At 65.8% G+C, this 23203-nt stretch carries 20 protein-coding genes; 2 read left to right on the plus strand and 18 right to left on the minus strand.

Annotation, left to right across the window (positions count from 1 at the left end; all coding sequences use genetic code 11):
* Nucleotides 1-103 precede the first annotated feature (103 nt).
* Entirely contained in the window at nucleotides 104-307 is a 204-nt protein-coding gene (locus AB6730_RS03575) for a hypothetical protein (RefSeq protein WP_371022294.1), read from the plus strand.
* A gap of 15 nt (nucleotides 308-322) precedes the next feature.
* Nucleotides 323-1090, plus strand: coding sequence for a ComF family protein (locus AB6730_RS03580; protein ID WP_371022295.1), 768 nt, complete (start codon nucleotides 323-325; stop codon nucleotides 1088-1090).
* Between the two features lie 103 nt (nucleotides 1091-1193).
* Here the strand turns inward: AB6730_RS03580 and AB6730_RS03585 are convergent, their stop codons facing one another.
* The 18 genes from AB6730_RS03585 to AB6730_RS03670 form a co-directional block, all read right to left on the minus strand.
* Nucleotides 1194-2690, minus strand: a complete 1497-nt coding sequence (locus AB6730_RS03585) for a CehA/McbA family metallohydrolase (RefSeq protein ID WP_371022296.1) — start codon at nucleotides 2688-2690, stop codon at nucleotides 1194-1196.
* Entirely contained in the window at nucleotides 2690-5179 is a 2490-nt protein-coding gene (locus AB6730_RS03590; RefSeq protein ID WP_371022297.1) for a TonB-dependent receptor, read from the minus strand. Before AB6730_RS03590 ends, AB6730_RS03585 begins: the two co-directional genes overlap by 1 nt.
* A 145-nt stretch (nucleotides 5180-5324) precedes the next feature.
* Nucleotides 5325-6332 carry a 4-hydroxybenzoate octaprenyltransferase gene (gene ubiA / locus AB6730_RS03595; protein WP_371022298.1) on the minus strand — a complete coding sequence of 336 codons (1008 nt, stop codon included), beginning with the start codon at nucleotides 6330-6332 and terminating at the stop codon, nucleotides 5325-5327.
* 214 nt (nucleotides 6333-6546) lie between these two features.
* The gene (locus AB6730_RS03600) at nucleotides 6547-6705 is read right to left on the minus strand and encodes a hypothetical protein (RefSeq protein WP_371022299.1); all 159 of its coding nucleotides are present in this window, start codon (nucleotides 6703-6705) and stop codon (nucleotides 6547-6549) included.
* A gap of 78 nt (nucleotides 6706-6783) precedes the next feature.
* A complete protein-coding gene (locus AB6730_RS03605) occupies nucleotides 6784-8268 on the minus strand; it encodes a mannitol dehydrogenase family protein (protein ID WP_371022300.1) in 1485 nt (494 codons plus the stop codon).
* Nucleotides 8269-8277: 9 nt separating this feature from the next.
* Nucleotides 8278-9348, minus strand: coding sequence for an ABC transporter ATP-binding protein (locus AB6730_RS03610; protein WP_371022301.1), 1071 nt, complete (start codon nucleotides 9346-9348; stop codon nucleotides 8278-8280).
* Nucleotides 9349-9359: 11 nt separating this feature from the next.
* Nucleotides 9360-10193, minus strand: coding sequence for a carbohydrate ABC transporter permease (locus AB6730_RS03615; RefSeq protein ID WP_371022302.1), 834 nt, complete (start codon nucleotides 10191-10193; stop codon nucleotides 9360-9362).
* 10 nt (nucleotides 10194-10203) lie between these two features.
* Complete coding sequence (locus tag AB6730_RS03620) at nucleotides 10204-11079, minus strand: carbohydrate ABC transporter permease (RefSeq protein WP_371022303.1); 876 nt, start codon at nucleotides 11077-11079, stop codon at nucleotides 10204-10206.
* Complete coding sequence (locus AB6730_RS03625) at nucleotides 11076-12440, minus strand: sugar ABC transporter substrate-binding protein (protein ID WP_371022304.1); 1365 nt, start codon at nucleotides 12438-12440, stop codon at nucleotides 11076-11078. The genes AB6730_RS03620 and AB6730_RS03625 overlap by 4 nt, the downstream gene beginning before the upstream one ends.
* 253 nt (nucleotides 12441-12693) lie before the next feature.
* Nucleotides 12694-13620, minus strand: coding sequence for an AraC family transcriptional regulator (locus AB6730_RS03630; protein ID WP_371022305.1), 927 nt, complete (start codon nucleotides 13618-13620; stop codon nucleotides 12694-12696).
* A gap of 47 nt (nucleotides 13621-13667) precedes the next feature.
* The gene (ilvN, locus tag AB6730_RS03635; protein ID WP_371022306.1) at nucleotides 13668-14150 is read right to left on the minus strand and encodes an acetolactate synthase small subunit; all 483 of its coding nucleotides are present in this window, start codon (nucleotides 14148-14150) and stop codon (nucleotides 13668-13670) included.
* Between the two features lie 2 nt (nucleotides 14151-14152).
* Nucleotides 14153-15949, minus strand: coding sequence for a biosynthetic-type acetolactate synthase large subunit (ilvB, locus tag AB6730_RS03640; RefSeq protein WP_371022547.1), 1797 nt, complete (start codon nucleotides 15947-15949; stop codon nucleotides 14153-14155).
* Nucleotides 15950-16347: 398 nt separating this feature from the next.
* Nucleotides 16348-17367 (minus strand): ketol-acid reductoisomerase, encoded by a 1020-nt coding sequence (gene ilvC / locus AB6730_RS03645; protein WP_371022307.1) that lies wholly within the window; start codon nucleotides 17365-17367, stop codon nucleotides 16348-16350.
* 39 nt (nucleotides 17368-17406) lie between these two features.
* The gene (ilvD, locus tag AB6730_RS03650) at nucleotides 17407-19167 is read right to left on the minus strand and encodes a dihydroxy-acid dehydratase (protein ID WP_371022308.1); all 1761 of its coding nucleotides are present in this window, start codon (nucleotides 19165-19167) and stop codon (nucleotides 17407-17409) included.
* A complete protein-coding gene (gene leuB / locus AB6730_RS03655; RefSeq protein ID WP_371022309.1) occupies nucleotides 19164-20228 on the minus strand; it encodes a 3-isopropylmalate dehydrogenase in 1065 nt (354 codons plus the stop codon). The genes ilvD and leuB overlap by 4 nt, the downstream gene beginning before the upstream one ends.
* Nucleotides 20225-20821, minus strand: coding sequence for a 3-isopropylmalate dehydratase small subunit (gene leuD, locus AB6730_RS03660; RefSeq protein WP_371022310.1), 597 nt, complete (start codon nucleotides 20819-20821; stop codon nucleotides 20225-20227). Before leuD ends, leuB begins: the two co-directional genes overlap by 4 nt.
* Entirely contained in the window at nucleotides 20818-22233 is a 1416-nt protein-coding gene (gene leuC, locus AB6730_RS03665; RefSeq protein WP_371022311.1) for a 3-isopropylmalate dehydratase large subunit, read from the minus strand. Before leuC ends, leuD begins: the two co-directional genes overlap by 4 nt.
* Nucleotides 22230-23177 (minus strand): branched-chain amino acid transaminase, encoded by a 948-nt coding sequence (locus AB6730_RS03670; protein ID WP_371022312.1) that lies wholly within the window; start codon nucleotides 23175-23177, stop codon nucleotides 22230-22232. The genes leuC and AB6730_RS03670 overlap by 4 nt, the downstream gene beginning before the upstream one ends.
* Nucleotides 23178-23203 lie beyond the last annotated feature (26 nt).

A 23203-nucleotide genomic window follows, 5' to 3' on the forward strand; every position in this document is an offset into this window, starting at 1 on the left:
AAACCCCGCTGGCCACTGTCAACCTTAACAGCCATTTAAAAGTTGACATCGGGTTCGCCACCCCTGCCGTACGATGGCGTCGAACCCCACGAGGAGGCGACCGATGAGCGATGGACAGGGCAGCAGTGGCAACGTGCTTGCGGCGATCTGCAGTTTCTTCATCCCGGGCCTGGGCCAGCTGGTACAGGGACGCGTCTTCAAGGCGCTGATCATGTTCGTACTCGCCGCGGTGCTCTGGGTGATCTGGCTGGGTTGGATCATCCACCTGTGGTCGATCGTCGACGCAGCCATGTTCCGTCGACCCTAGCCACGGACCCCACGCATGGACGCGTTTCGCTGGAAGGAACGACTGGCGTCGGCGGGACGCTTCCTCCTGCCGTCGCGTTGCCTGCTTTGCGCCGGCCCCGGCCGGGGCGGTCTCGAACTGTGCGGCGGTTGCCGGCCCATGCTGATCGGCAACCTTTCGTCGTGCGGCCGCTGCGCCGTTCCGCTGTCCGAGCCCGCACCGGAGTGCGGACAATGCCTGCGGCATCCCCGGCCATGGGCCGACGTGTGGGTACCGTTCGCTTATGCGTGGCCACTCGACACACTCGAGATGCGTTTCAAGTTCGGCGGAAGCCTCGCGGCGGGGCGTGTCCTCTCGGCGTGCTGGATGGAGGCCGGGCCGCCACCGCTCATGCCCGACCTGATCGTGCCGGTGCCGTTGCACGCACACCGGTTGCGCTCCCGTGGATATAACCAGGCGTTGGAACTGGCCCGGCCGCTGGCGCGCCGCTATCGCTTGCCGCTGGCGCACGATGTGCTGCGACGCGTGCGAACGACCGATGCACAGACCGATCTGGACGCGACCGCACGCCAGGACAACGTACGCGGTGCGTTCGCGGTGAACCGCGTGCCGGCGCAGAAGCACGTGGCCGTCGTCGACGACGTGATGACCACGGGCGCGACGCTCGCCGAGTGCACCGGCGCATTGTTGGCGGCGGGTGTCGAGCGGGTGGATGTGTGGGCGCTGGCGCGGACGCCGCTGGCGAACCGCGACAGGCGATGCTCTTGTGGGAGCCGCTTCAGCGGCGATGGGTGCTCGCGGTAACCTGGCCCGCTGCCGCGGGATCGCCGGCAAAGTCGGCTCCCACACCAGCCCCACCAGATTCCCGCACACCGCCCTGGTGGGAGCCGACCCTGTCGGCGATGCTCTAATAGTTCACATAAACCGGATTGCCCAGGATCAGCAGCTTGCCCTCGGTCGAGCGTACGTCCACGCGCAACCAGTGCGGCTTGCCATCGCTCGTCCAGTCGAACGACATCTCGCCATTCGCCGGAAGGCGCTTCACAGGCACACCGTCGAACGGCCTGCCATCGATCGTCACCGTGATGTCGCTTCCTTGCAGCGCCTTGGTACGAACACCTACGTGAAGCACCGCGCCACGAGCCACCGTGATCGCATCGCCCATCGCGGCACGCGCGGAGCCGCTACTCGCCAGCACATCCAGTGCCCGATCGCGCGAACCCTCGGTGTCGACGAATACATGCCCCGCGCGAATGCCATCGAGGATGCCTTCCATCGACAGCTCGCGTGCGTGCACGACCGTCGTCGGCGTACCGATCACGCCGGCGAGTGGATCACGCGGATCGTCGGTGCCGACATGGCTGTCACTGCCACCGATGGCGGTGACGCGAAGCCCCGCGTTCAACTGGTTTTCCCAGAAAGGAATGCCGGTGTCGGCGCGTTCGGCATCACGGCCGTTCACGGCCTCGATGGCCTGGAAGCCGTGCATGTCCACCGGCGTCTCCGGGGTGAACCCGCAGCCCATGCAGGTTTCGTCGTTCGGCCGGCGCGGATGATTGATCGAGATCAGCCCGTGTGCCCGCGCGACGTCGTTCAGTAGCGTGTTCCAGTCAGGCACCTGCTTGCTTCCCACGCGGAAATCGACCGTGCGGGAGACGCCGAACAGATTGGCGTGGCCCGAGAACGTGGTGATCTCGCGCGCCGGGATGAGCAGCATGGTGTCGAAGTACGGTTGCATCTCGCGCAGTTCGGACACCTGCGACATGGTGTTGTGCTCGGACACGGCGATGAATTCCAGCCCGCGTTTCGCGGCGGACGCCACCGTGAAGAACAAGGGGCAAGGCACCTTTTTCGTGCCGGAGGCACTGAGGCAGTTGCCATCGCTATGCGCCGAGTGCATGTGCAGGTCGCCGCGGTACCAGCGGTCTTCCATGGACAAGGGTGCCGTCAGTCCGCGCTCCGGCCCGAAGCCTTCGTCGTCGCCGGAAAGCCATACCCGCGCGGTGTACGTGGCCTTCGACGCGGGGCGGATGTTCGGAATGCCAAGAAGCAGCCGCCACCTTCCCGGCACGATCGCACCGGGAAGGAAGGACGCCGTGGCATCGGTGGCCGATACGGTGAATCGCCGCTTGCTGCCGCCACTCCATCCACGGAAGCCATCCTGCGCCTCGAACCCGCCCGGTCCGAGCAGGCCCAGGTCGATGGTGGTGCGTTCCTCGCGTCCCGTGTAGTCGACGTCGATGGTGATCCGCGACGTGCCCTGGGGCACGTCGAACGGCACCTCGCGATAGGTGTGCTGATCCGCACCGGTCAGTTCGCCGCGGAGGACGAGGTCGGGCGCACGCTCCGCCGCCATGGCGACGGCGGCGAAGCAGGACAGAAGAAGGGCGATCAGCGCCCGCATCAGAAGCGGTACATCGCGGCGAGACGGAACGAGCGGCCCAGCAGCGGGCGCGCGATGAACGTGTTCGCACCGGCGTCGGAACTGGCCAGTTCACCCGCGCGCGGGTTGCCCTCGGTGAGTCCCAGCGAATTGGTAATGTTGTCCGCATAGAGGAACAATGAAAGCTGTGGTGTCGCGTCGTAGCGCGCGCTGGCGCCCACCACGTGGTACGAAGGCAGCACGACTGAGTTCGCCGTGTCGACGTAACGCTTGCCTTCATGCTCATACGACACCTGCAAGCGCAGGCGGCCGTCGAGCAGGTTCACCCCGGGAACGATGCGATAACTTACCTTGGGCACGCGGATCAGCTGGTTGTCGTCGTAATCGCGAAGCACCGGCGCCCCGGCCACCACGTCGGTGTAGCTCAGGCCCTTGTACTTCGGGTCCTGCAAGGTGGCGTTGAACTGCACGTCGAACCACTTCGTCGGATACAGCATGCCTTCGAGTTCCAGGCCGTAGGTCTTGGTGTTCGCGTAGCCGGTCTGTGGCGTGGAGGTATTGCCGTTACGGTCGAACACGTTGTTGGTGAAGCTGACATTGTCGTACTTGGTGTAGAACGCCGTCGCGTACAGGTCCATGAAACGGTCGCTGTACTTCCAGCCGGCTTCGGCGAGATCCATCGTCTGCAGCAGCGGCGTGGCGGTCGGGTTGGTGATGTACGTGCTGAGGTTGGGCAGGCGGAAGGCCGAGGTCCAGCGTGCGAACAGGCCCTGGCGCGGCGAGAACTGCCAGTTGGCGCCGAGGGTCCAGCCCGTCTTGTCGAACGACTGGTCGTAGTGGGTGAGCTTTCCGTTGCCGGTGAGCACCTGCGTGGCCGCCGGCGAGCCACCGATGTCGACGGTTTGCTTGCCTTCGGTGTAGCCCTCCACGTTGACCTTCTCCCAGCGCACGCCGCCGTCGATGCGCAACTCCGGCGTGACCTGCCACTCGTCCGAGGCATAGAAGGCGTTGGTCTTCGACTTGCCGCTGGCGTGTTCCCACTCGTACCCGTAGCGATAGAAGCCATGGTCGGTCAACGAACCCACGACGTTGCCATTGGCATCCACGCCGACGAGGTCGAGCAGGCGGGCATTGTCCTGGGCATCGGTCAAGACGGTCGAGGAGTAACGGTCGAAATCCTGCTCGAAGTTCGCGTGGTAGTAGCCGAACGTGACATCGTGGCTCTGGTCGCCGAACTCGAACTTGCGCAGTACGCGCGTATCGTTGATGAACTCGTCCACCGGCAAGGTCACGCCGCGAAGGCCTTCGGTCACGACCAACCCGTTGCCGTTCTGGTTCGCCACGTTGAAGACTTGCGAGGGGTTGTCGACGTAACGGAACTGGAGCGCCGTGGCCCCCGGGATGCTCGACAGGCGCTTGGTGTCCTGGGTGATGAATGAACTTGCGCTCTGCAACGCATTGGGGAAAACACCGTTGCGCTGGGTGTCGGTGGTGCTGTAGCGCATCGATTCGGCCAGCTTCCAGTCGTCGCCGAGATCGTGGTCGAACTTGAACGACACCTGGGTACGCTTCACGTGCGTGCCTTCGGTGTTGTCGAAATCGTAGAGGCCGCCACCGGCTTCGCGCATCTTCAGGTGTTCGGTCTCGGGGCCGGCCAACGTACCGTAGTTGCCGTTGAAGCCGGGCACGGCGCGAATGTCGCCGTTGGCATTGGTACGCATCGGAATGCCGAGGTAAAGGGCGACCTTGTCGTCCATGTGCTTCACGTCGAAGCTGATATCCCCGTGTTCCAGCTCCTTCGACAGCGTCGCGCGCAACTGGCCACCTTCATCGGCGTTGAATTGCGGGCGGCGCACGCCATTGTCGACGCGCCAGAAGCCGCCGACGCCGAGCTTCCAGCCGCTGCCGATCGGCGTGCCGTACCAGAAATCGAGCCGGTTCAGCGAATAGTTGCCGACGGTGTACTTCACCAGGCCTTCCGCCGTATCGCCCACCTTGCGCGGGATGAAATTGATCGCGCCGGCCGGTGCGTTCGAATAGAACACCGACGAGGGGCCGCCACGGACCACCTCGACGCGCTCGATCGTCTCGTCGAGGCGGAAGGCCTGGTCGGCGTTGAGGTAGCCCAGCGCGGGATCGTGCTGCACGGGGATGCCGTCTTCGAGCAGGGTCACCGATCCGTACCCATCCACGGGGATGCCGCGCGCGCGGATGTTGCCCGAGGCTTCGCCGCCAGACGATTCCACCCAGAAACCGGGAACCGATTTCACCGCTTCGGTGACGCTGGTGGGCGCCTGCATGCGCAGGCGATCCTCGTCGATCGTAGTGATCGAATAGCTGGTTTCCGCCTTGGTCCGGCTTTCCACGCCCGAGCGCGCCGTGACCACGACATTGTCGAGGTCGGTCGTCTTTTTGTCAGGATTGCTGTCTTGCGCATGGGCGGCGGCGGAAACGAGCAACGCGCCGGCGAGCGCCGCGCGCACGGCGCGGCTGAGCAGGGTCTTACGCATCTTTTTGTCTTCCGGGGGAGTGGGGGCAGGAAGCCCGCGACCCGCAAGAACTTATGCGTTACCGATGACGGAACGGCTGAGGTTTCATGACGGTCCCATTTCAATCGAGCGAAATGATGACCGTCGCTTCACGCCGTGATCTTGGTCACAAGGCGAGTGCGATGACGATGCCGAGCCATAACGCAAGACCGACCCAGTTGTTGTGGCGGAACGCGGTGAGGCATGCCATGCGATCGCGGTCGCGCATGAGCCATTGTTGGTAGCCGAACAGCGCGGCGGTGATGGCAAGGCCGATCCAGTACGGCCAGCCCAGCGCCGAGCGCGTGCCCACGAGCAGCATGGCCAGAAGAAAGGTGCCCATCAACACGCCGATGATGACGAGGTCCGCATCGGCGAACAGGATCGCCGTGGACTTGGCGCCGGCCTTGATGTCTTCGTCGCGGTCCACCATCGCATATTCGGTGTCGTAGATCACCGACCAGAGGATGTTGGCGATGAACAGCAACCATGCCACCGGGGGCACGGTATTCGTCACCGCCGCGAAGGCCATGGGAATCGACCAGCCGAACGCGGCGCCGAGCACCACCTGGGGCAGATTGGTGTAGCGCTTGGTGAAGGGGTAGACCGAGGCCAGCGCCGCTCCGGCGAAGGAGAGCAGGATGGTGAGCTTGTTAGTGAACAGCACGAGGATGAACGAGAACAGCAGCAAGCCGCCGAAGATGGTCAGCGCTTCGCGTGGCGTCACGCGTCCACTGGCGATGGGACGTCCAGCGGTTCGCGCTACCTGTGGGTCCAGCTTCCGGTCGGCATAGTCGTTGATGGCGCAGCCCGCGGAGCGCATGGCGAAGACGCCAAGGGTGAAGATGACCAGCGGCCCGATGGGCGGGAAATCTTTCGCGGCGAGCCACAGCGCCCACCAGGTCGGCCACATCAGCAGGAGCGCGCCGATGGGCCGGTCCATGCGCGTGAGCACGAGGTAGGCGTGGATCTTCTCGCGTCGCGCGGGCGGTAGGCCTTTCAGGAGGAACGCGAGCACGCGCTCGGCGTTGGTCGAGGCGTCGGCGGGGCGGGCGGCCGGTTTCGCCGCGGCGGTCTTGCGCGCGACAGGCGTCGCCTTGCGACGCGGGGAAGGCTTGCGGGAGGTGGGGCTCATGCCCGGAAGTCTAGCCGACCCGGCGGCGCGAATCGCCGACAGGGTCGGCTCCCGCCAGAGCGGTGTGCGGGAATCTGGTGGGCCCGGTGTGGGAGCCGACCTTGTCGGCGATCCCGCGGCAGCGGGCCATGTTGCGGCTAGCACCCATCGCCGCTGAAGCGGCTCCCACACTAAAGCGGCTCCCACGAGAGCGGCTCTCGCTGAGCCGGGGGGCTTAGGGCTCCAGCGGCTCGATCGGATCGTCGTCCACTGGCGGCTCGGGGTCCGCGTCGCGCTCGGGCTTGTAGCTTCCCGGCTTGCGGATCTCATCTTCCGGGCGATTCTTTCCCGGCTCGGCGAAAGGGGGTTGAGGATTTGTCGGCGTGTAAGGCATCTCTGGACTCCACTCGACCACGTTGGATTCCAAGCTAGGTCTGCGGGGGTGAAGTCCCCGGGTATGCCCCGTAAAGCTTCAGTCGAGGAGGGCGTCGAGCCGCTCCAGCGTCCACCGTACGCCGTGCGACGAAAGAGCTTCCACGCAGGTATCGTATTGCTTGCGGAAACGAGGGTCCCTGGCCGGCAGGGGACCGACCAGTTCCACGCTTTCGATGAGGGTGTCCTTCGAATCGCTGTCGATCAGCGGCTGGACGAGCCGCATCGCATTCGGTTCGCGCAGCGGATAAGCCTCGCCGTTATCGTCCTTGCCCACGCGAACATAACGATCGAACGCGGCAAGGAGGAAGGCGAGCCGGCGGGCGTCCCTGCCGTGTTCCAGGCAGGCGGTGAGGGTGGGCCCGAGGAACCCGGGGATCTTCGAACCACCGTCGAGGCAGAGCCGGTCGAGCTGGTCGGCGATCGACGCATTGCTGAAGCGTTCCAGCAACTTCTTCTTGTAGGGACCGAGGTCCATGCCCGGCAGCGAGGACAACCATACGCCCGCATCGTGGTCGAGGAAATCCGAAAGATAACGGTTGAACAGCGGATCTTTCACCGCCACGTCCACGCGGCGATGGCCGGCGAGGAAGGCGGGGTACGAGAGCATCTGGTGGGAGCCGTTGAGCAAGCGGATCTTGGCGTCCTCATAGGGCGAGACGTCACTCACGATCTGCACGCCATGGCGCTCCCACGCCGGGCGGCCATGGCGGAACGTATCTTCGAGCACCCACTGGATGAAGTCTTCGCAGACCACCGGTGCCTGGTCGTCGAGTCCGGTGGCGGCGTTCAACTGCTCGCGCACGGCGGGCGTGGTCGCGGGGGTGATGCGGTCGACCATGGCATTGGGGAAGTCCACCTGTCGCTCGATCCATTCGGCGAGCTCCGGCGAACGGGCCCGGGCGAACGCGAGCACGGCCTTCTTCGCCTGTGCGCCGTTGTGCCGGAGGTTGTCGCACGACATCAACGTGAACGCGGGAATGCCGGCGGCGCGGCGCCGCTCCAATGCGCCCACGAGATATCCGAAGACGCCGCGCGGTGAATCGGGATGCGCCAGGTCGTGGGCCACCGTGTCATCGCCGACGCGGAAGTTTCCGTGTTCGTCGATGAGATAGCCTCCCTCGGTGATGGTGAGCGAGACGATCCGGATCGAGGGATCGGCGAGGCGATCGAGCACTCGCGAGCCGTCGCGAGGCGCGTACAGGTAGTCCACCATGGCACCGACGAGGTGTGTCGTGCGTGCGCCTTTCGAATCGAACTCGCTGACCGAGTACAGGCCGTCTTGCGCCGTCAAGGCATCGGCCAGCGGCCCGTCGTGTTCCAGCAGGTTGATGCCGAGGATGCCCCAGTCGCGCATGTCCTGGTCGGCGAGCACGCGATTCGTATAGATCGCCAGGTGCGCACGATGAAAGGCGCCGACGCCGATATGCGCGATGCCTGCCTTCACCGTGCGCCGGTCGAAGGGTGGCGGTTCGACGCGCGAGGGCAGCTGGCCGAGGGTCTCGTTGCTCAGGGAAACGGGCATGGCAGGTTCTTACGGATGGTGGACGGCGACACCGGAGGCATCGAAGAGGTGGGCGTGGGTGAGGTCCAGGCGGATACAGATATCGCGGCCCGCGCGGCGATCGAAATCGCCATCGGCACGCACCGTGATCGAGCCCACCTGCGGCACGTCGACATAGGCGTAGGTCTCGCTGCCCAGCCGCTCGACGACGGTAAGCTTGCCGTTGACGGTTTCGCCGGTACCGTCGCCATCACAGACCTGGAGGTGCTCGGGGCGAATGCCGATGGTCACGGCGCCCGCATTCGACGATGCCCCCGGTACGGCGACGGCATTGCCATTGCGAAGACGGAACGCATTCCCTTCCGCCGTGGCGTCGAGGAAATTCATCCGTGGCATGCCCAGGAAGCCCGCGACGAACCGGTTCACCGGCCTGCGGTAGAGCTCCATCGGCTTGCCGATCTGCTCGATGCGTCCCTCGCTGAAGATGGCGATGCGGTCGGCCAGGGTCATCGCCTCGACCTGGTCGTGCGTCACGTAGATCATCGTGGCGTTGAGTTCCTGGTGCAGGCGCGCGATCTCCAGGCGCGTGGCGGCCCGCAGCGCGGCGTCGAGGTTGGACAGCGGCTCGTCGAAGAGGAACACGCGCGGCTCGCGGGTGATCGCGCGGCCGATCGCCACGCGTTGCCGCTGTCCACCCGACAGCGCGGACGGCTTGCGTTCGAGATAGGGTTCCAGGGCGAGGATCTTGGTCGCCCGGGCCACCTTCTCGTCGATGGCGCGCTGGTCCATCTTCGCCAGCTTCAGGGCGAAGGACATGTTCTCGCGCACTGTCATGTGCGGATAGAGCGCGTAGCTCTGGAACACCATCGCGAGGTCGCGCTTGTCCACGGCACGATCGGTGATGTCGTCCTGGTCGAGCAGGATCTGACCGTCGTCGGCTTCTTCCAAACCAGCGATCAGGCGCAGCGTGGTCGACTTGCCGCAGCCGGAAGGGCCCAGGAAGACACAGAACTCGCGGTCCTCGACCACGAGGTCGATACCCTTGATGACGTCGACGCCTTCGAACGACTTGCGCAGTGAACGGATTTCCAGACGGGACATGGGGCGGGCTCCTATTTGACTGCGCCGAAGGTGAGGCCGCGGACGAGTTGCCGCTGCGACAGCCAGCCGAGCACCAGGATCGGTGCGCAGGCCAGCGTCGACACGGCGGACAACTTCGCCCAGAACAGTCCTTCGGGACTGGAGAACGAGGCGACCAGCGCGGTCAGCGGCGCCGCGCTGGTGGTGGTGAGGTTGAGCGACCAGAACGCCTCGTTCCAGGACAGGATGAGGCAGAGCAGCGCCGTCGAGGCGAGCCCACCGCGGCTGACCGGGATCAACACACGGAACATGGTCTGCCACGTGCTCGCGCCGTCCATGCGGGCCGCCTCGAGGATGTCGTACGGAATGTCGCGGAAGTAGGTGTAGATCATCCAGACCATGATCGGCAGGTTGATCAGCGCGAAGATGACGACGAGGGCGGTCTTGGAGTCGAGCAGGTTCAGGTCACGACAGATCAGGTAGATCGGCACCAGCACGCCCACGCCGGGAAGCATCTTCGTCGACAGCATCCACAGCAGTACGTCCTTGGTGCGCTTCGTCGGGTGGTAGGCGAAGGCATAGGCCGCGGGCACGGCGACGATCATGCCGAGGATGGTGGCGCCACCGGCGGTGACGATCGAGTTCCATGCGTAATGCAGGTAATTCGCGCGGGCCAGGATCTGTTCGTAGTTCTCCAGCGTGGGCTTGAACAGGAAATGCGGCGGCATGCTGAACGCGTCGAGTTCCGACTTGAAGCTGGTCAGCAGCATCCAGAGGATGGGAAAGAACACCACCAGGGCGACGACCCACGAGGCGATGGCGCGGATCGTGCGGGCGAGGCGGCGCTGCGGTTTCTTGTGGGTCATGGTGTCCTCCTCAACGCGCCGTCAACGACTTGCCGATCAGGCGGATCAGGAACACCGCCATGATGTTCGCCAGCACCACCGCGACGAGACCTCCGGCGGAGGCGGCGCCCACGTCGAACTCCAGCAGGGCCTGGGTATAGACCAGGAACGGTATGTTGGTGGTCGCATCACCCGGCCCGCCGTTGGTGGTGACGTAGATCTCGGCGAAGATGTTGAGCAGGAAGATCGCCTCCACCATCACCACCACCGCGATGGGCCGCGCGAGATGCGGCAGGGTGAGGTATCGGAAGATCGCCATGCCGCGCGCACCGTCCATGCGCGCCGCTTCCAGTTGCTCGCGATCGAGCGACTGCAGGGCGGTGACGAAGATAAGGATGGCGAAGGGCAGCCATTCCCACGACACCACGACGATCACCGAGAGCAGCGGCCAGTCCGCGAACCAGTTCACCGGCGTGGCACCGAACAGCTTCCATATCCAGGCGAGGAAGCCGGACACCGGGTTCATCAGCAGGTTCTTCCAGACCAGCGCGGCCACGGTGGGCATGATGAAGAACGGCGATATCAGCAGCATGCGCACGATGCCCTGGCCCGGGAAGGTCTCGTCCACCAGCACGGACACCAGCACACCACCCACCACGGTGATGACGAGCACGCTGCCGACCAGCACGATCGTGTTGAACACGGAGGCCCAGAAGCTGGGATAGGTGAAGAAATAGGCGAAATTCTCCAGGCCCACGAAGGCCGATTTTCCCGGGTAAAGCAGGTTGTAGTACTGCGTGGAGAAGTACAGCGTCATCGCCAGCGGCACGATCATCCATACCAGGAGCATCAGGATGGCTGGCTGTGCGAGCAGTCGTTCCGGGCGTTTGCGGATGCGCGCGTTCATTGCGGCGGCTCCTTCTGGATGACCGGCTTCTTGTCGTAGTAACCGGCGCGCTTCATGGTGCGATCGACGGCGCCCTGCGCCGTATGCAGCAGTTCGTCCACGTTGCCGCGCCCGGCGAGCGCACCGGCGATCTGCCTGCCGACGAGGGTGGCGACCGCCTGGAATTCCGGAATCGAAACGATCTGGATGCCCTTGTAGGGAACCGGCTTCAAGGTCGGATGCGCGGGGTCGACCGCTTTCAGCGAGTCGTAGGTCACCTGCGCGAAAGGAGCGGCCTTGATGTAGGCCTCGTTGGCATACGTGGATTCGCGGGTGCCGGGTGGCGTGGATTCCTCGCCATACTTGCCGGCGACCATGCGCAGGTAAGGTTTCGACGTCGCCCAGAGGATGAAGTCACGTGCGGCATCGGCCTGGCGGGAACTGGCGGGGATCGCGAGCGACCAGACCCAGAGCCATGACGATCCCCGATCCGTGACCTGGTGCGGCGAGCGGACGAAACCGACCTTGCCGGCCACCGAACTTTCCTTGGGATTGGAGACGGTGCCGCCGCCGACGCTCGCATCCACCCACATCGCACAACGCCCCGCGGAGAACAGCGCCAGGTTCTCGTTGAACCCGTTGTCCGAGGGGCCGGGCGGCCCGTACTTCGAGAGCAGGTCGACATAGAAATTCACGGCCTGGTGCCACTCAGGCGTGTCGATCTGTGGCTTCCAACCTTCGTCGAACCAGCGGCCGCCCCAACTGTTCACGATGGTGCCGAGCAAGGCCATGTTCTCGCCCCAGCCGGCCTTGCCGCGCAGGCAGATGCCGTATACGCCGTGCGCGGGATCGTGGAGTTTCCGTGCGAATCCACGGATCTGGTCCCAGGTCGGCGCGGCCGGCATGGTCAGGTTCGCCTTGGCGAAGAGATCGGTGCGGAAGTAGGTGATGCTGGCTTCGGCGTAGAAGGGCAGCGCGTAGAGGTGGCCATCCACCGTCAGTTGTTCACGCACGTTCTTGAAGATGTCGTCGGCGGCGTAGTCGGCGGGAAGGTTGTCCAGTGGCTTCAGCCACTGCTGGGCACCCCATAGCGGGGCCTCGTAGGCGCCGATCGTGATCACGTCGAACTGGCCACCATGCGTGGCGATGTCGGTGGTGAGGCGCTGGCGCAGCGTGTTCTCCTCCAGCACCACCCAGTTGAGGTGCACGTCCGGATGTGCCTTCTCGTACTCGGAGGAGAGCGCCTGCATGCGCACCATGTCGGCATTGTTCACCGTGCCGATCGTCAGCGTCGTGTCGGCATGTGCCACGGCGACGATCCCTGGCAGCGTGGCGAACAGGACGATGGCGAGGACGCCGAGCCGGTTCCGGTAATCGCTCATCTTGCCTCCCTGGGTGGGCGGTCGAATGGATGTGCGTTTATAGGTTCAGCGCGGTGGTGGTCACCAATACGTGCCGTGTCGTTTTAGGGTGAAAATGCATACTTTCTTGCCATTACAGGCAACGCTGGTCCCGCGCGAGGGGCTGCAAGACAGCCATATTGCTGCGAAGCAGCATGATGACGTAATGGCATAAAAGTATGTGAAATGAAGATGGTGCCGCGCACGATGGCGATCGCCATGCGGCGACGCATCATCACAGATCGGCGGGCGGCCGCCGATGGCGCATACGGTATTCACGCGGCGTCATCCCGATGAGGATCAGGAAGCGGCGGTTGAAGTTGGATAGGTTGCTGAAGCCGACCTCGTAACAGATGTCGGTGATCGAACCTGCCGACGACACCAGTTTTTCGCAGGCACGCTGGATGCGGATCTGATTCACGTAATCGATGAAGCGGTAGCCGGTGTGCTGGTGGAAGAAGCGCGAGAACGCGGTCTCGGACATGCCCAGCCGGTCGGCGACGGTCTTCAACGATACGTCGCCCGTGTGGTGGCGGTCGATATAGGTCACCGCGCGATGCAGTTTCATCGACTGGCTGGGGTCCGCCGATGCCTGGAAAGGACGGCTGCTGAGCGAATGCCGCGTCGTGTCCTCGGCCAGGGCTTCGACCATCTCGAAGAAGCTGGCCACGCGACGCAACCCGGGATACGCCGCCACCCGGCGGAAGTACGGTTCGAGCGTGCGCCCGAGCTCGGGCGAAAACTCGATGCCGTAGCGGGCCTCTTCCAGCAGCAGCGACTTCACGTGACGCGCCGATGGCAGGAAATCGATGCAACGACGAACGAACGCCTCGGAGAAAAGAATGACACGGTCACGCAATGCCGAAGGCTCGCATGCGTCGTCGGTCACCCAGTTATGCGGCACGTTGGGCCCGGTGAGCATCAGGGTGTAAGGGGAAAAACGGCCTTCATAGTCGCCGACGTAGGCGGTTCCCTCCGTGGCCACGATGAGGTGCAACTCGTATGCTGGATGGTAGTGCCAGCGGATCAGGCGACTTCGCGAGCCGTGGTCGAGATAGTGGATCGACGGCTCGTCGGAAAGACCCAGCAGGTCCTGCTCACGTCCGAGCGCCGAGGTATCGGCAAGAGGCGGCGGCAGCGAAAGGGCGGCGCGGCGGTTCATGGGCCGAGCCTACTCTTTCGGATCGCCATGACCAAGTGGCTGCTTCGTCACGCCACGACCAAGGGCCATTCGATCGCCGCGATGCCGCTGCGTGCATGGTCGGCGATACGGCCCGCCTGTCGAAGCGCCTCGAGAAAGGCGTCGATGTCCTCGGCCCGCCCGGTGTATTCGATCACCGATCTGTCGCCGGTGCGCTGAAGGAGTCGCGCACCGAATCGTCCCAGGCATGTATCGATGGCCGGGACGTCATCGGTCTCGACATGGGCCACCAGCAACTCACGCTCCACGTAATCATCGCCGGACAGTTGCGACACCTCGATCACGTCGACGAGCTTCGCCGACTGCTTGACGATCTGCTCGACCACGGCGTCGTCGCCGAAGACGACGAGGGTCAGGCGGGAGGCATCCATATCGTGCGTGGCCGCGACGGTGAGCGATTCGATGTTATATCCACGCGATGCGAACAATCCCGCGACACGGGCCAATGCGCCCGCTTCGTTCTGCAGCAGGAGGGAAATCAGATGGCGCATGTCTAGAACATCCCTGTCGGTTCGGCGGTACGCAACACCGGTGCGCTGCTGCGGCTGGGAATCCAGTCACCGGTGATCATCTCGGCATAGGTCGCTCCCGGGCCGACCATGGGATAGACGCCGGCATCCGGGTCGATCACCACCTCGAGGAAGGCGGGGCCCTCGAAGGCGAGGAAGTCGGCGACGGTGGACTCGATCACGGCCGGGTCGTCCAGGCGCCGCGCCCACTCGAAGCCATCGGCTTCCGCGGCGCGGACGAAGTCCTTCTTGTGCAGGCTCTTGTCCGACGCGGAGAAGCGGCCCTTGAAGAACAGCTTCTGCCATTGGCGCACCATGCCGTCGCCGCTGTTGTTCAGCACCACGACCTTCACCGGCAGGTTATAGGTGGTGACGGTTTCCAACTCCCCGATGTTCATGCGGATGCTGGCGTCGCCATCGATGTCGATCACGACACGGTCGCGCCGGGCGAACTGTGCACCGATGGCGGCCGGCAAGCCAAAACCCATCGTTCCCATGGAGCCGGAGGTGAGCCAGTGCCGGGGCTCGCGGAAATCGAAATACTGCGCCGCCCACATCTGGTGCTGGCCGACCCCCGTACTGATGATGGCGCGGCCATCGGTGATGCGGTTGATCGCCTCGATCACCGCGCAAGGGTGGATGGCCTCGCCGTCCCGGCAGAAATTCATGCCGTGATGGGTTTTCAACGCCGCGACGTGCGCGTGCCATGTCGTGTAGTCGGGGCGGAAACCGGCGCGCTTGCCGTAGGCCGTCAAGCGGGGCAGCGAGACCTCCAGTGCGCCCACGTGGTGCCAGTCCACCGCCTTGACCTTGCCGATCTCCGCCGGATCGATGTCGATCTGCGCGACGGTGCGCGCACCAGGCGCGAACTTCGAGGGCACGCCGACGACGCGATCGTCGAAGCGTGCGCCCAGGGCCAACACGAAATCGCAATCGTCCATCGCATAGTTCGCGTAGGCCGCGCCGTGCATGCCGAGCATGTGCAGGGCCAGCGGATCGGTGGTGTCGAAGCCGCCGATGCCCATGAGCGTGGTGACCACGGGCACGCCGAAGGCATGCGCGAATTCACGCAGGGCCGCGGAGGCGCCCGCCGAAACGATGCCTCCCCCCGCGTAGATCAAGGGCCGCTCCGCCCTGGCGAGGGCGTCGAAGAAAGCGGCACATGCCCGATCGTCGATGGTGGCGGACTCGACCGCGTGCAGGCGTGTGCGATAGCCACGCACGGCCAGTTCCCGGCTGCCATGGAAGACCAGGGGCGTGTTTTGCACGTCCTTGGGAATGTCGATGACCACGGGGCCGGGCCGCCCGCTGCGCGCGATATGGAACGCCGTGCGCAGGGTGGCTTCGAGCGTGGAGGCATCGGTCACCAGGAAGACATGCTTGGCGCACGAGCCCATGATGGTGCTGATGGGTGCTTCCTGGAACGCGTCGGTGCCGATGGAACCGGTCGGCACCTGTCCACTGATGACGACCACGGGAATGGAGTCCGCCATGGAATCGCGCACCGGCGTGACCGCGTTGGTGGCGCCGGGACCGGAGGTGACCAGCGCGACGCCGACACGGCCGGAAGCCCTCGCGTAACCCGCGGCCATGAAACAGGCCCCTTGCTCGTTGGCGGGCACGATCAATGGCATGGGTTCGCTGCCATCCTCACGCGGATGGGTGCCGTTGTAACGGAATACCGCGTCGTAAACGGGAAGGATGGCGCCGCCGGAATAACCGAAAAGGACGTCGAGACCCTCGTCGGCAAGTACCTGCACGACGATGTCCGCACCGGTCATCGTCTGGCCGGCCAGGGGGTGGGTCGAAGGGGGGCGGCGAATATCGCCGACGGAGTCCAGTTGGGCGTTCACGGTGTGTCGTTTCCTTTGAAGCGAAGAACCGGTGCTTTCGGGTGTCGATGGAATGACGGTCGGTGGAGCGGTGGTTTCTTGAAAGGTTGCGGTTGCTGTGGAGACCTCGGTTGTTGCAGAAGCCGCGGCTCCTGCAGAAGCCGCGGACCTTGCAGAACCCGCGGCTCTTGTGGGAGCCGCTTCAGCGGCGATGGGTGCTTGCCCCGACCCGGCCCGCTGCCGCGGGATCGCCGACAAGGTCGGCTCCCACAACACCCTTCAGCCCTGGCAAGGGCTCTCCCACAACAGCTTTCATCCTCGGCAGGGTTTCTCCGGCCCGGCCGGGCTTATTCCGTCTTGGCGGGCTCCACGGCGGGTTTGGGCTGGTTCGCGGCGAGCCAGGGCATGCGCGCGCGCAGCTGTGCGCCGACCTTCTCGATCGGATGGTCGAGGTCGCGCTGCTTGAAGGCCTTGTAGTTCGGCAGGCCGGCCTTGTATTCGGCCGTCCATTCGCGGGCGAAGGTGCCGTCCTGGATATCCTTGAGCACGGCCTTCATCCGCTCCTTGGTGCCTTCGTCGATCACGCGCGGGCCGCGGGTGTAGTCGCCGTATTGCGCCGTCTCGGAAACGAATTCCAGCATTCGCGCGATGCCGCCTTCGTAGAAGAGGTCCACGATCAGCTTCAGTTCGTGCATCACCTCGTAGTAGGCGATCTCGGGGCGGTAGCCCGCCTCGACGAGGGTCTCGAAGCCCTTGATCACCAGCTCGGACGCACCGCCGCAGAGCACGGCCTGCTCGCCGAACAGATCGGTCTCGGTCTCTTCCTTGAAGTCCGTTTCGATCAGCATCGCGCGCGCACCGCCGATGCCTGCCGCATACGACATGGCGCGTTCGGCGGCCTTGCCGGTCGCGTCCTGATGCACGGCGTACAGGCAGGGAACGCCACGGCCGATCTCGTATTCACGGCGAACCAGCGCACCCGGGCCCTTGGGGGCGACGAGCACGACGTCGATGTCGGCACGCGGTTGGATCTGGCCGAAATGCACGTTGAAGCCGTGCGCGAACAGCAATGTGGCGCCGGGCTTGATGTTCGCCTCGATGGCGTCCTTGTAGATGCCCGGCTGGGTCATGTCCGGCGTGAGCACGGCGACCAGGTCGGCGCCGCGCACGGCGTCGGCCGGCTCGGCCACGGCGAAGCCATCCACGTAGGCGCGGCTCCAGGACGGGCCACCCGGACGCAGGCCGACGACGACGTCGAGTCCGGAGTCCTTGAGGTTGAGCGCGTGCGCGCGGCCCTGGCTGCCGTAGCCGAGCACGGCGATACGGGCGTTCTGCAGGGGAGCGGTGGTGGCTTGGATATCGGTCACGGGGTGTCTCCTTGGGAATAAGAGGTGTCGCTGTGATGGTCAGTTGCCGATCAGTTCCTGGGTCATGTCTTCGTCTTCGATTTCGCGGCGGACACGGCCGGCCGTAGCGGGCGTGTCGTCGAAGGCCTGGGTCACGGCGCCCTCCGCCGCCGAACCGACCAGGCGCGCGTACTTGGCGAGCACGCCGCGGGTCACCTTCGGGGTGGCGGGACGCCATGCCGTGCGCCGCGAGGCCAGGTCGGCGTCGGTGCGCAGTTCGCGTGTGGCGGCATCGATGAAGATAGCGTCACCTTCGCGCAACAACCCGATCGGCCCGCCGCGTGCGGCTTCCGGTGCGACGTGCCCGACCATGAAGCCGTGTGTCGCTCCGCTGAAGCGGCCATCGGTGATCAGGGCCACGTCGTTGCCGAGACCCCGGCCGACGAGCGCCGCCGTCACCGCCAGCATCTCGCGCATGCCCGGACCGCCGGCGGGACCTTCGTTGCGGATCACCATCACGTCGCCGGCGCGGATGCGTCCGGCTTGCACGGCGGCGAAGGCGTCTTCTTCGCTTTCGAAGACGCGTGCGGGACCGGCGTGGCTGGTGCGCCCGTGGCCGGCGAGCTTGAGGATGCAGCCTTCCGGGGAGAGATTGCCGTAGAGGATGCTGTAGCCGCCGCGCGGCTTGAACGCGTTGTCGACCGGGCGCACGACCTGCTGGCCATCGGTGGCCGCCGGTGCCGCGTCCAGTTCCTCGAACAGCGTGCGGCCGGTGATGGTCGGCGTATCGATGATCAGGGCCGCCTTGCGCAATTCGCGGGCGACGATCGCCGTTCCGCCGGCGGCGGTGAGTTCCACCGCGCTGTAACGGCCGCCCGGCTTCAGGTCGGCGATCACCGGCGTATGCGCGGAAGCGGGCTCGAAGTCCTCGATCGACAGCGGCACGCGTGCCTCGTTGGCGATAGCCAGCAGGTGCAGCACGGCGTTGGTCGAGCCGGCGGTGGCGGCGACCATGCGTGCGGCGTTGTCGAAGGCGGCACGGTTCATCACGTCGCGTGGGCGCAGGTTCGCCTCCAGGCATGCCATGGCCAGTTCGCCGCAGCGGAACGCGGCATCGCGCTTGGCGGGGTCCGTGGCCGGCACGTCGTTGAGGCCCATGGGCGAGAGGCCCAGGGTCGTCAACACCATGGCCATCGTGTTGGCGGTGAACTGGCCACCGCAGGCACCGGCGCCGGGGCAGGCATGACGCTCGACATCGTCCAGTTCGGCATCGTCGATCTTGCCCGCGCCATGGGCACCGACCGCCTCGAACACCTCCTGCACGGTGATCGGGCAACCGTTACGGCTGCCGTGCGCGATGCTGCCGCCATACAGGGCGACGCCAGGAATGTTGAGCCGGGCCAGGGCCATCGCGGCGGCGGGAATGGTCTTGTCGCAGCCGCACAGCACGACCATCGCATCCAGGCAATGCCCGTCGACGGCCAGCTCGATCGAATCGGCGATCAGTTCGCGGCTGACCAGCGACGACCGCATGCCCGACGTGCCCATGGCGATGCCGTCGGTGACGGCGATGGTGTTGAACTCGACGGGCGTACCCCCGGCGGCGCGCACGCCTTCAGCGGCGGCTTCGGCGAGATCGCGAAGGTTGAGGTTGCACGGCGATACATTGGACCAGCTGTGCACGATGGCGACCATCGGCCGCGCGATCGCTTCGTCGTCCAGGCCAGTGGCACGCAGCATGGCGCGTGCGGGCGCGCGGTCCGGGCCGGTCTTGATCGCATCGCTGCGCAGCGTGCGGATGGGGATCTTCTTCGTGTTCATGCGGCCTCCGCTTTCGCGTTGCAGGCGTCGAGGACGGCGCGGGTCACGGCATGCGTGGTGGCATTTCCGCCGAGATCGCGGGTGAGGTTGCCGTGCTCCAGCACGTGGTCGACGGCGGCCTCGACCACGGCGGCTTCATCGGGCAAACCGAGTGAATGGCGCAGCAGCATGGCGGCGGAGAGGATCGTGCCGAGTGGATTGGCCAACGACTGGCCGGCGATGTCCGGTGCCGAACCATGGATCGGTTCGTACACGCCGGCGCCCGGTCCGCCGATCGACGCGGAAGGCGACAGGCCCAGCGATCCCGCCAGCACCGACGCCTCGTCGGTGAGGATGTCACCGAACATGTTCTCGGTGACGATCACGTCGTAGTCGGCGGGGCGGGTCAGCAGGTGCATCGCCATGGAATCCACCAGCTGGTGTTCCAGTTCCACATCCGGATAGTCCGCGGCGACGCGCGTGGCCACCGAGCGCCACAGGCGCGAGGTTTCCAGCACGTTCGCCTTGTCGACGGAGGTGACCTTCTTCTTGCGCGTGCGTGCCAGTTCGAAGGCATGACGCACGACGCGTTCGATCTCCTCGACGGTGTAGCGGCATTCGTCGGTGGCATCGGTCTCGCTACGCGTCTTGGCGCCGAAGTAGATGCCGCCGGTGAGTTCACGGATGAAGACCAGGTCGACGCCCTTCGTGCGCTCCGGCTTCAGCGGTGACAAGGCGGCGGTGCGCGGGTGCAGTTTCAGCGGGCGCACGTTGGCGAACACGCCCAGCAGCTTGCGCATCGCCAGCAGGCCTTGTTCGGGACGCACGTTGGCGTTCGGGTCCGACCACTTCGGCCCGCCGACCGCGCCGAGCAGGATGGCATCGGCGGCGAGCAACGCCTCGCGCGTCCGTGCCGGCAGCGGGTCGCCGAAGCGGTCGATGGCGTCGCCACCGATCGCATGCTCAGTGAACGTGAACTCATGGCCGAAGCGTTCGGCCACCTGGCGCAACACGGCGACGCCCGCCGATGCGACTTCCGGGCCGATGCCGTCACCGGGCAATACGACGATCGAGGCCTTCATGCGGCTTCCTCCATGCGGGATTCGAATGCCGCGATATCGGCTTCCTGCTGGAGCAGGAAGCCGAGCTGGTCCACGCCGTTCAACAGGCAATGGCGCGAGAAGGCATCGAGATCGAAACGGATGCTGCCACCGTCGGGCAGGCGGATCGTGCCCTCGGCGATGTCGATGCGCAGTTCGACGCCGGGGTTGTCGAGCAGCCAGCGGTGCTCCGCCTCGCTCACGACGATGGCGAGCAGGCCGTTCTTGAGCGAATTGCCACGGAAGATGTCCGCGATCTCGCTGGAGATCACCGCCTGGATGCCGTAGTCCAGCAGCGCCCAGGGCGCGTGCTCGCGCGAGGACCCGCAGCCGAAGTTATGGCCGGCGACGAGGATCGCGCATCCGTGTGCCTGTGGCTGGTTCAGCGGGAAGGCGGGATCGTCGCTGCCGTCGGCGGCGTAGCGCCAGTCCTCGAAGCAGTGCTTGCCCAGGCCGGTGCGTTCGGTGGTGGTGAGGAAACGCGCCGGAATGATCCGGTCGGTGTCGATGTTTTCGTTTCGCAACACCGCGGTGCGTGAATGCACATAGGCGAGCGGGCGGCTGGTCTGGCTCATGCGGCGACTTCCTGGTTCATGTATTCGCGAGGATCGGCGACGCGCCCGGCGATGGCCGAGGCGGCGGCGACCAGGGGGCTGGCCAGCACGGTGCGTGCGCCCTTGCCCTGGCGACCCTCGAAGTTGCGGTTGCTGGTGGCGACGACGAGCTGGCCCGGTTGGGCGAGGTCGCCGTTCATGGCGATGCACATCGAGCAGCCCGACTGGCGCCACTCGGCGCCGGCGGCGCGGAAGACCTCGTGCAGTCCTTCGCTTTCCGCATCGCGGCGCACCTGCTCGGAACCGGGCACCACCAGCATGCGGACGCCGGCGGCCACGCGGCGGCCACGCATGATGCCCGCCGCCGCGCGCAGGTCGGACAGGCGTCCATTGGTGCAGCTGCCGATGAAGACGACGTCGACGCTTTCGCCCGCCATCGGCTTGCCGGCCGTGACCTGCATGTAGTCGAGCGCGCGCTGTTCCACCGCATCCGCCGCGGCGGGGACGGGGGCATGGATGCCCACGACCATGCCGGGGTGCGTGCCGTAGGTCACCGACGGCTGGATCGCCGACGCGTCGATGCGGACTTCGCGATCGTAGGTGGCGCCTTCGTCGGTGGGCAGCGTGCGCCAGTAGGCGACCGCGCGGTCCCACGCCTCGCCCTTGGGCACGCGGTCGCGTCCTTCCAGCCACGCGAAGGTGGTCTCGTCCGGCGCGATCAAGCCAGCGCGTGCGCCTGCTTCGATCGACATGTTGCACACCGTCATGCGCTCTTCCATCGACAGCGCGCGGATCGCCTCGCCGGTGTACTCGAGCACGTGGCCCGTGCCGCCGCCGATGCCGATCTTCCCGATGATGTGCAGGATCAGGTCCTTCGCCGTGACGCCGGCCTGCAACCTTCCGTCGACATGGATGGCGAAGGATTTCGGCTTGCGCTGGAGCAGGCACTGCGTCGCCAGCACGTGGCCCACTTCGGTAGTGCCGATGCCGAAGGCCAGCGCGCCGAACGCGCCATGCGTGGCCGTGTGGCTGTCACCGCAGACGATGGTCATGCCGGGCTGGGTCGCGCCGACCTCGGGGCCCGCCACGTGCACGATGCCGCGTTGCGGGCTATCCCAGCCCATCAGGTCGATGCCGAACTCGCGCACGTTCGCTTCGAGCTTGGCGACTTGTGCCTCGGCTTCCTTCGTGTAGTACGGACGCGTGCCTTGCGCGTCCGGCGGCAGGGTGGGCGTCGAGTGGTCCAGCGTGGCCAGCGTGCGGTCGGGGCGGCGCACCTTCAAGCCGCGGCCGCGCAGTTCGTCGAAGGCTTGCGGCGATGTGACCTCATGGACCATGTGCAGGTCGATGTACAGCACGCCGGGCGTGGTGCCGGTTTCCGCGCGTACCTGGTGCGTGTCCCACAGCTTGTCGAACAGGGTGCGTGCGCTCATGCCGCGACCCTCCCGGCGACGGCGTCTTCGACCGGCGTGAGCCAGCCCCAACGGTCCTCCGTGCGGCCATCGAACAGGCCGAAGAAATCCTCCTGCAACTGCCGCGTGACCGGACCAGGGCGGCCGCTGCCCACGGGCTTGCGGTCGACCGAGCGCACCGCGGTCACTTCCGCGGCGGTACCGGTCATGAAGACCTCGTCGGCGAAATACAGCATCTCGCGCGGCAGCGACTGTTCCACCACGTCGTAACCGCGTTCGCGGGCCAGCGTCAGCACGGAGTCACGGGTGATCCCGCACAGGATCGACGAGGCGGCCGGCGGGGTGTAGATGACGCCCTTGCGAACGATGAACAGGTTCTCGCCCGCGCCTTCGCTCAGCAGGCCGTCGGTGCCCAGCGCGATACCTTCCGCGAAGCCGCCGTTGGTCGCTTCACGAGCGATCAGCTGGCTATTGAGATAATTACCGCCGGCCTTCGCGCCGCTCGGGTAGGTGTTCGGCGCGGCGCGGTTCCACGAGGACACGCACACGTCGACACCCTTCTCGATCGCTTCGGCACCGTGGTAGGCGCCCCAGGGCAGGGCGATGACGGCCACATCCACCGCCGTGTCCAGCGAAGGCGCCAGGCTGAAGGTGAAGCCGCTGCGAAAGACGATCGGGCGCACGTAGGCGGAGGTGAGCCCGTTGGCGACGATGACTTCGCGGCAGGCGCGATTGATCGTGGCGGCGTCGTACGGCATCACCAGGTCGTACACGCGCGCGGAATGGAAGAGGCGCTCGGTGTGCTCTTCCAGGCGGAAGTAACGCGGGCCGTCGGGCGTGGCGTATACCCGCACGCCCTCGAACACGGAGGAACCATAGTGCAGCGCATGCGCGCCGACGTGGACGGTGGCGTCGGCCCAGGTCTTGATGCGACCGTTGTGCCAGAGATGGGTCGGGGCTTCCATGGTTTCTCCTTCAGGACTCGACCGCG

The sequence above is a fragment of the Luteibacter sp. RCC_6_2 genome (assembly GCF_041360655.1).
GTDB lineage: Bacteria > Pseudomonadota > Gammaproteobacteria > Xanthomonadales > Rhodanobacteraceae > Luteibacter.

Coding starts and splice junctions, on each gene's coding strand:
- AB6730_RS03620 (WP_371022303.1), bottom strand. CDS start 11,079: ATGAACGCGCGCATCCGCAAACGCCCGGAACGACTGCTCGCACAGCCA.
- AB6730_RS03605 (WP_371022300.1), bottom strand. CDS start 8,268: ATGCCCGTTTCCCTGAGCAACGAGACCCTCGGCCAGCTGCCCTCGCGC.
- AB6730_RS03630 (WP_371022305.1), bottom strand. CDS start 13,620: ATGAACCGCCGCGCCGCCCTTTCGCTGCCGCCGCCTCTTGCCGATACC.
- AB6730_RS03590 (WP_371022297.1), bottom strand. CDS start 5,179: ATGCGTAAGACCCTGCTCAGCCGCGCCGTGCGCGCGGCGCTCGCCGGC.
- AB6730_RS03610 (WP_371022301.1), bottom strand. CDS start 9,348: ATGTCCCGTCTGGAAATCCGTTCACTGCGCAAGTCGTTCGAAGGCGTC.
- ilvD (WP_371022308.1), bottom strand. CDS start 19,167: ATGAACACGAAGAAGATCCCCATCCGCACGCTGCGCAGCGATGCGATC.
- leuC (WP_371022311.1), bottom strand. CDS start 22,233: ATGAGCGCACGCACCCTGTTCGACAAGCTGTGGGACACGCACCAGGTA.
- AB6730_RS03585 (WP_371022296.1), bottom strand. CDS start 2,690: ATGCGGGCGCTGATCGCCCTTCTTCTGTCCTGCTTCGCCGCCGTCGCC.
- ubiA (WP_371022298.1), bottom strand. CDS start 6,332: ATGAGCCCCACCTCCCGCAAGCCTTCCCCGCGTCGCAAGGCGACGCCT.
- AB6730_RS03670 (WP_371022312.1), bottom strand. CDS start 23,177: ATGGAAGCCCCGACCCATCTCTGGCACAACGGTCGCATCAAGACCTGG.
- AB6730_RS03600 (WP_371022299.1), bottom strand. CDS start 6,705: ATGCCTTACACGCCGACAAATCCTCAACCCCCTTTCGCCGAGCCGGGA.
- AB6730_RS03580 (WP_371022295.1), top strand. CDS start 323: ATGGACGCGTTTCGCTGGAAGGAACGACTGGCGTCGGCGGGACGCTTC.
- AB6730_RS03575 (WP_371022294.1), top strand. CDS start 104: ATGAGCGATGGACAGGGCAGCAGTGGCAACGTGCTTGCGGCGATCTGC.
- AB6730_RS03615 (WP_371022302.1), bottom strand. CDS start 10,193: ATGACCCACAAGAAACCGCAGCGCCGCCTCGCCCGCACGATCCGCGCC.
- ilvN (WP_371022306.1), bottom strand. CDS start 14,150: ATGCGCCATCTGATTTCCCTCCTGCTGCAGAACGAAGCGGGCGCATTG.
- leuD (WP_371022310.1), bottom strand. CDS start 20,821: ATGAGCCAGACCAGCCGCCCGCTCGCCTATGTGCATTCACGCACCGCG.
- AB6730_RS03625 (WP_371022304.1), bottom strand. CDS start 12,440: ATGAGCGATTACCGGAACCGGCTCGGCGTCCTCGCCATCGTCCTGTTC.
- leuB (WP_371022309.1), bottom strand. CDS start 20,228: ATGAAGGCCTCGATCGTCGTATTGCCCGGTGACGGCATCGGCCCGGAA.
- ilvB (WP_371022547.1), bottom strand. CDS start 15,949: ATGACCGGTGCGGACATCGTCGTGCAGGTACTTGCCGACGAGGGTCTC.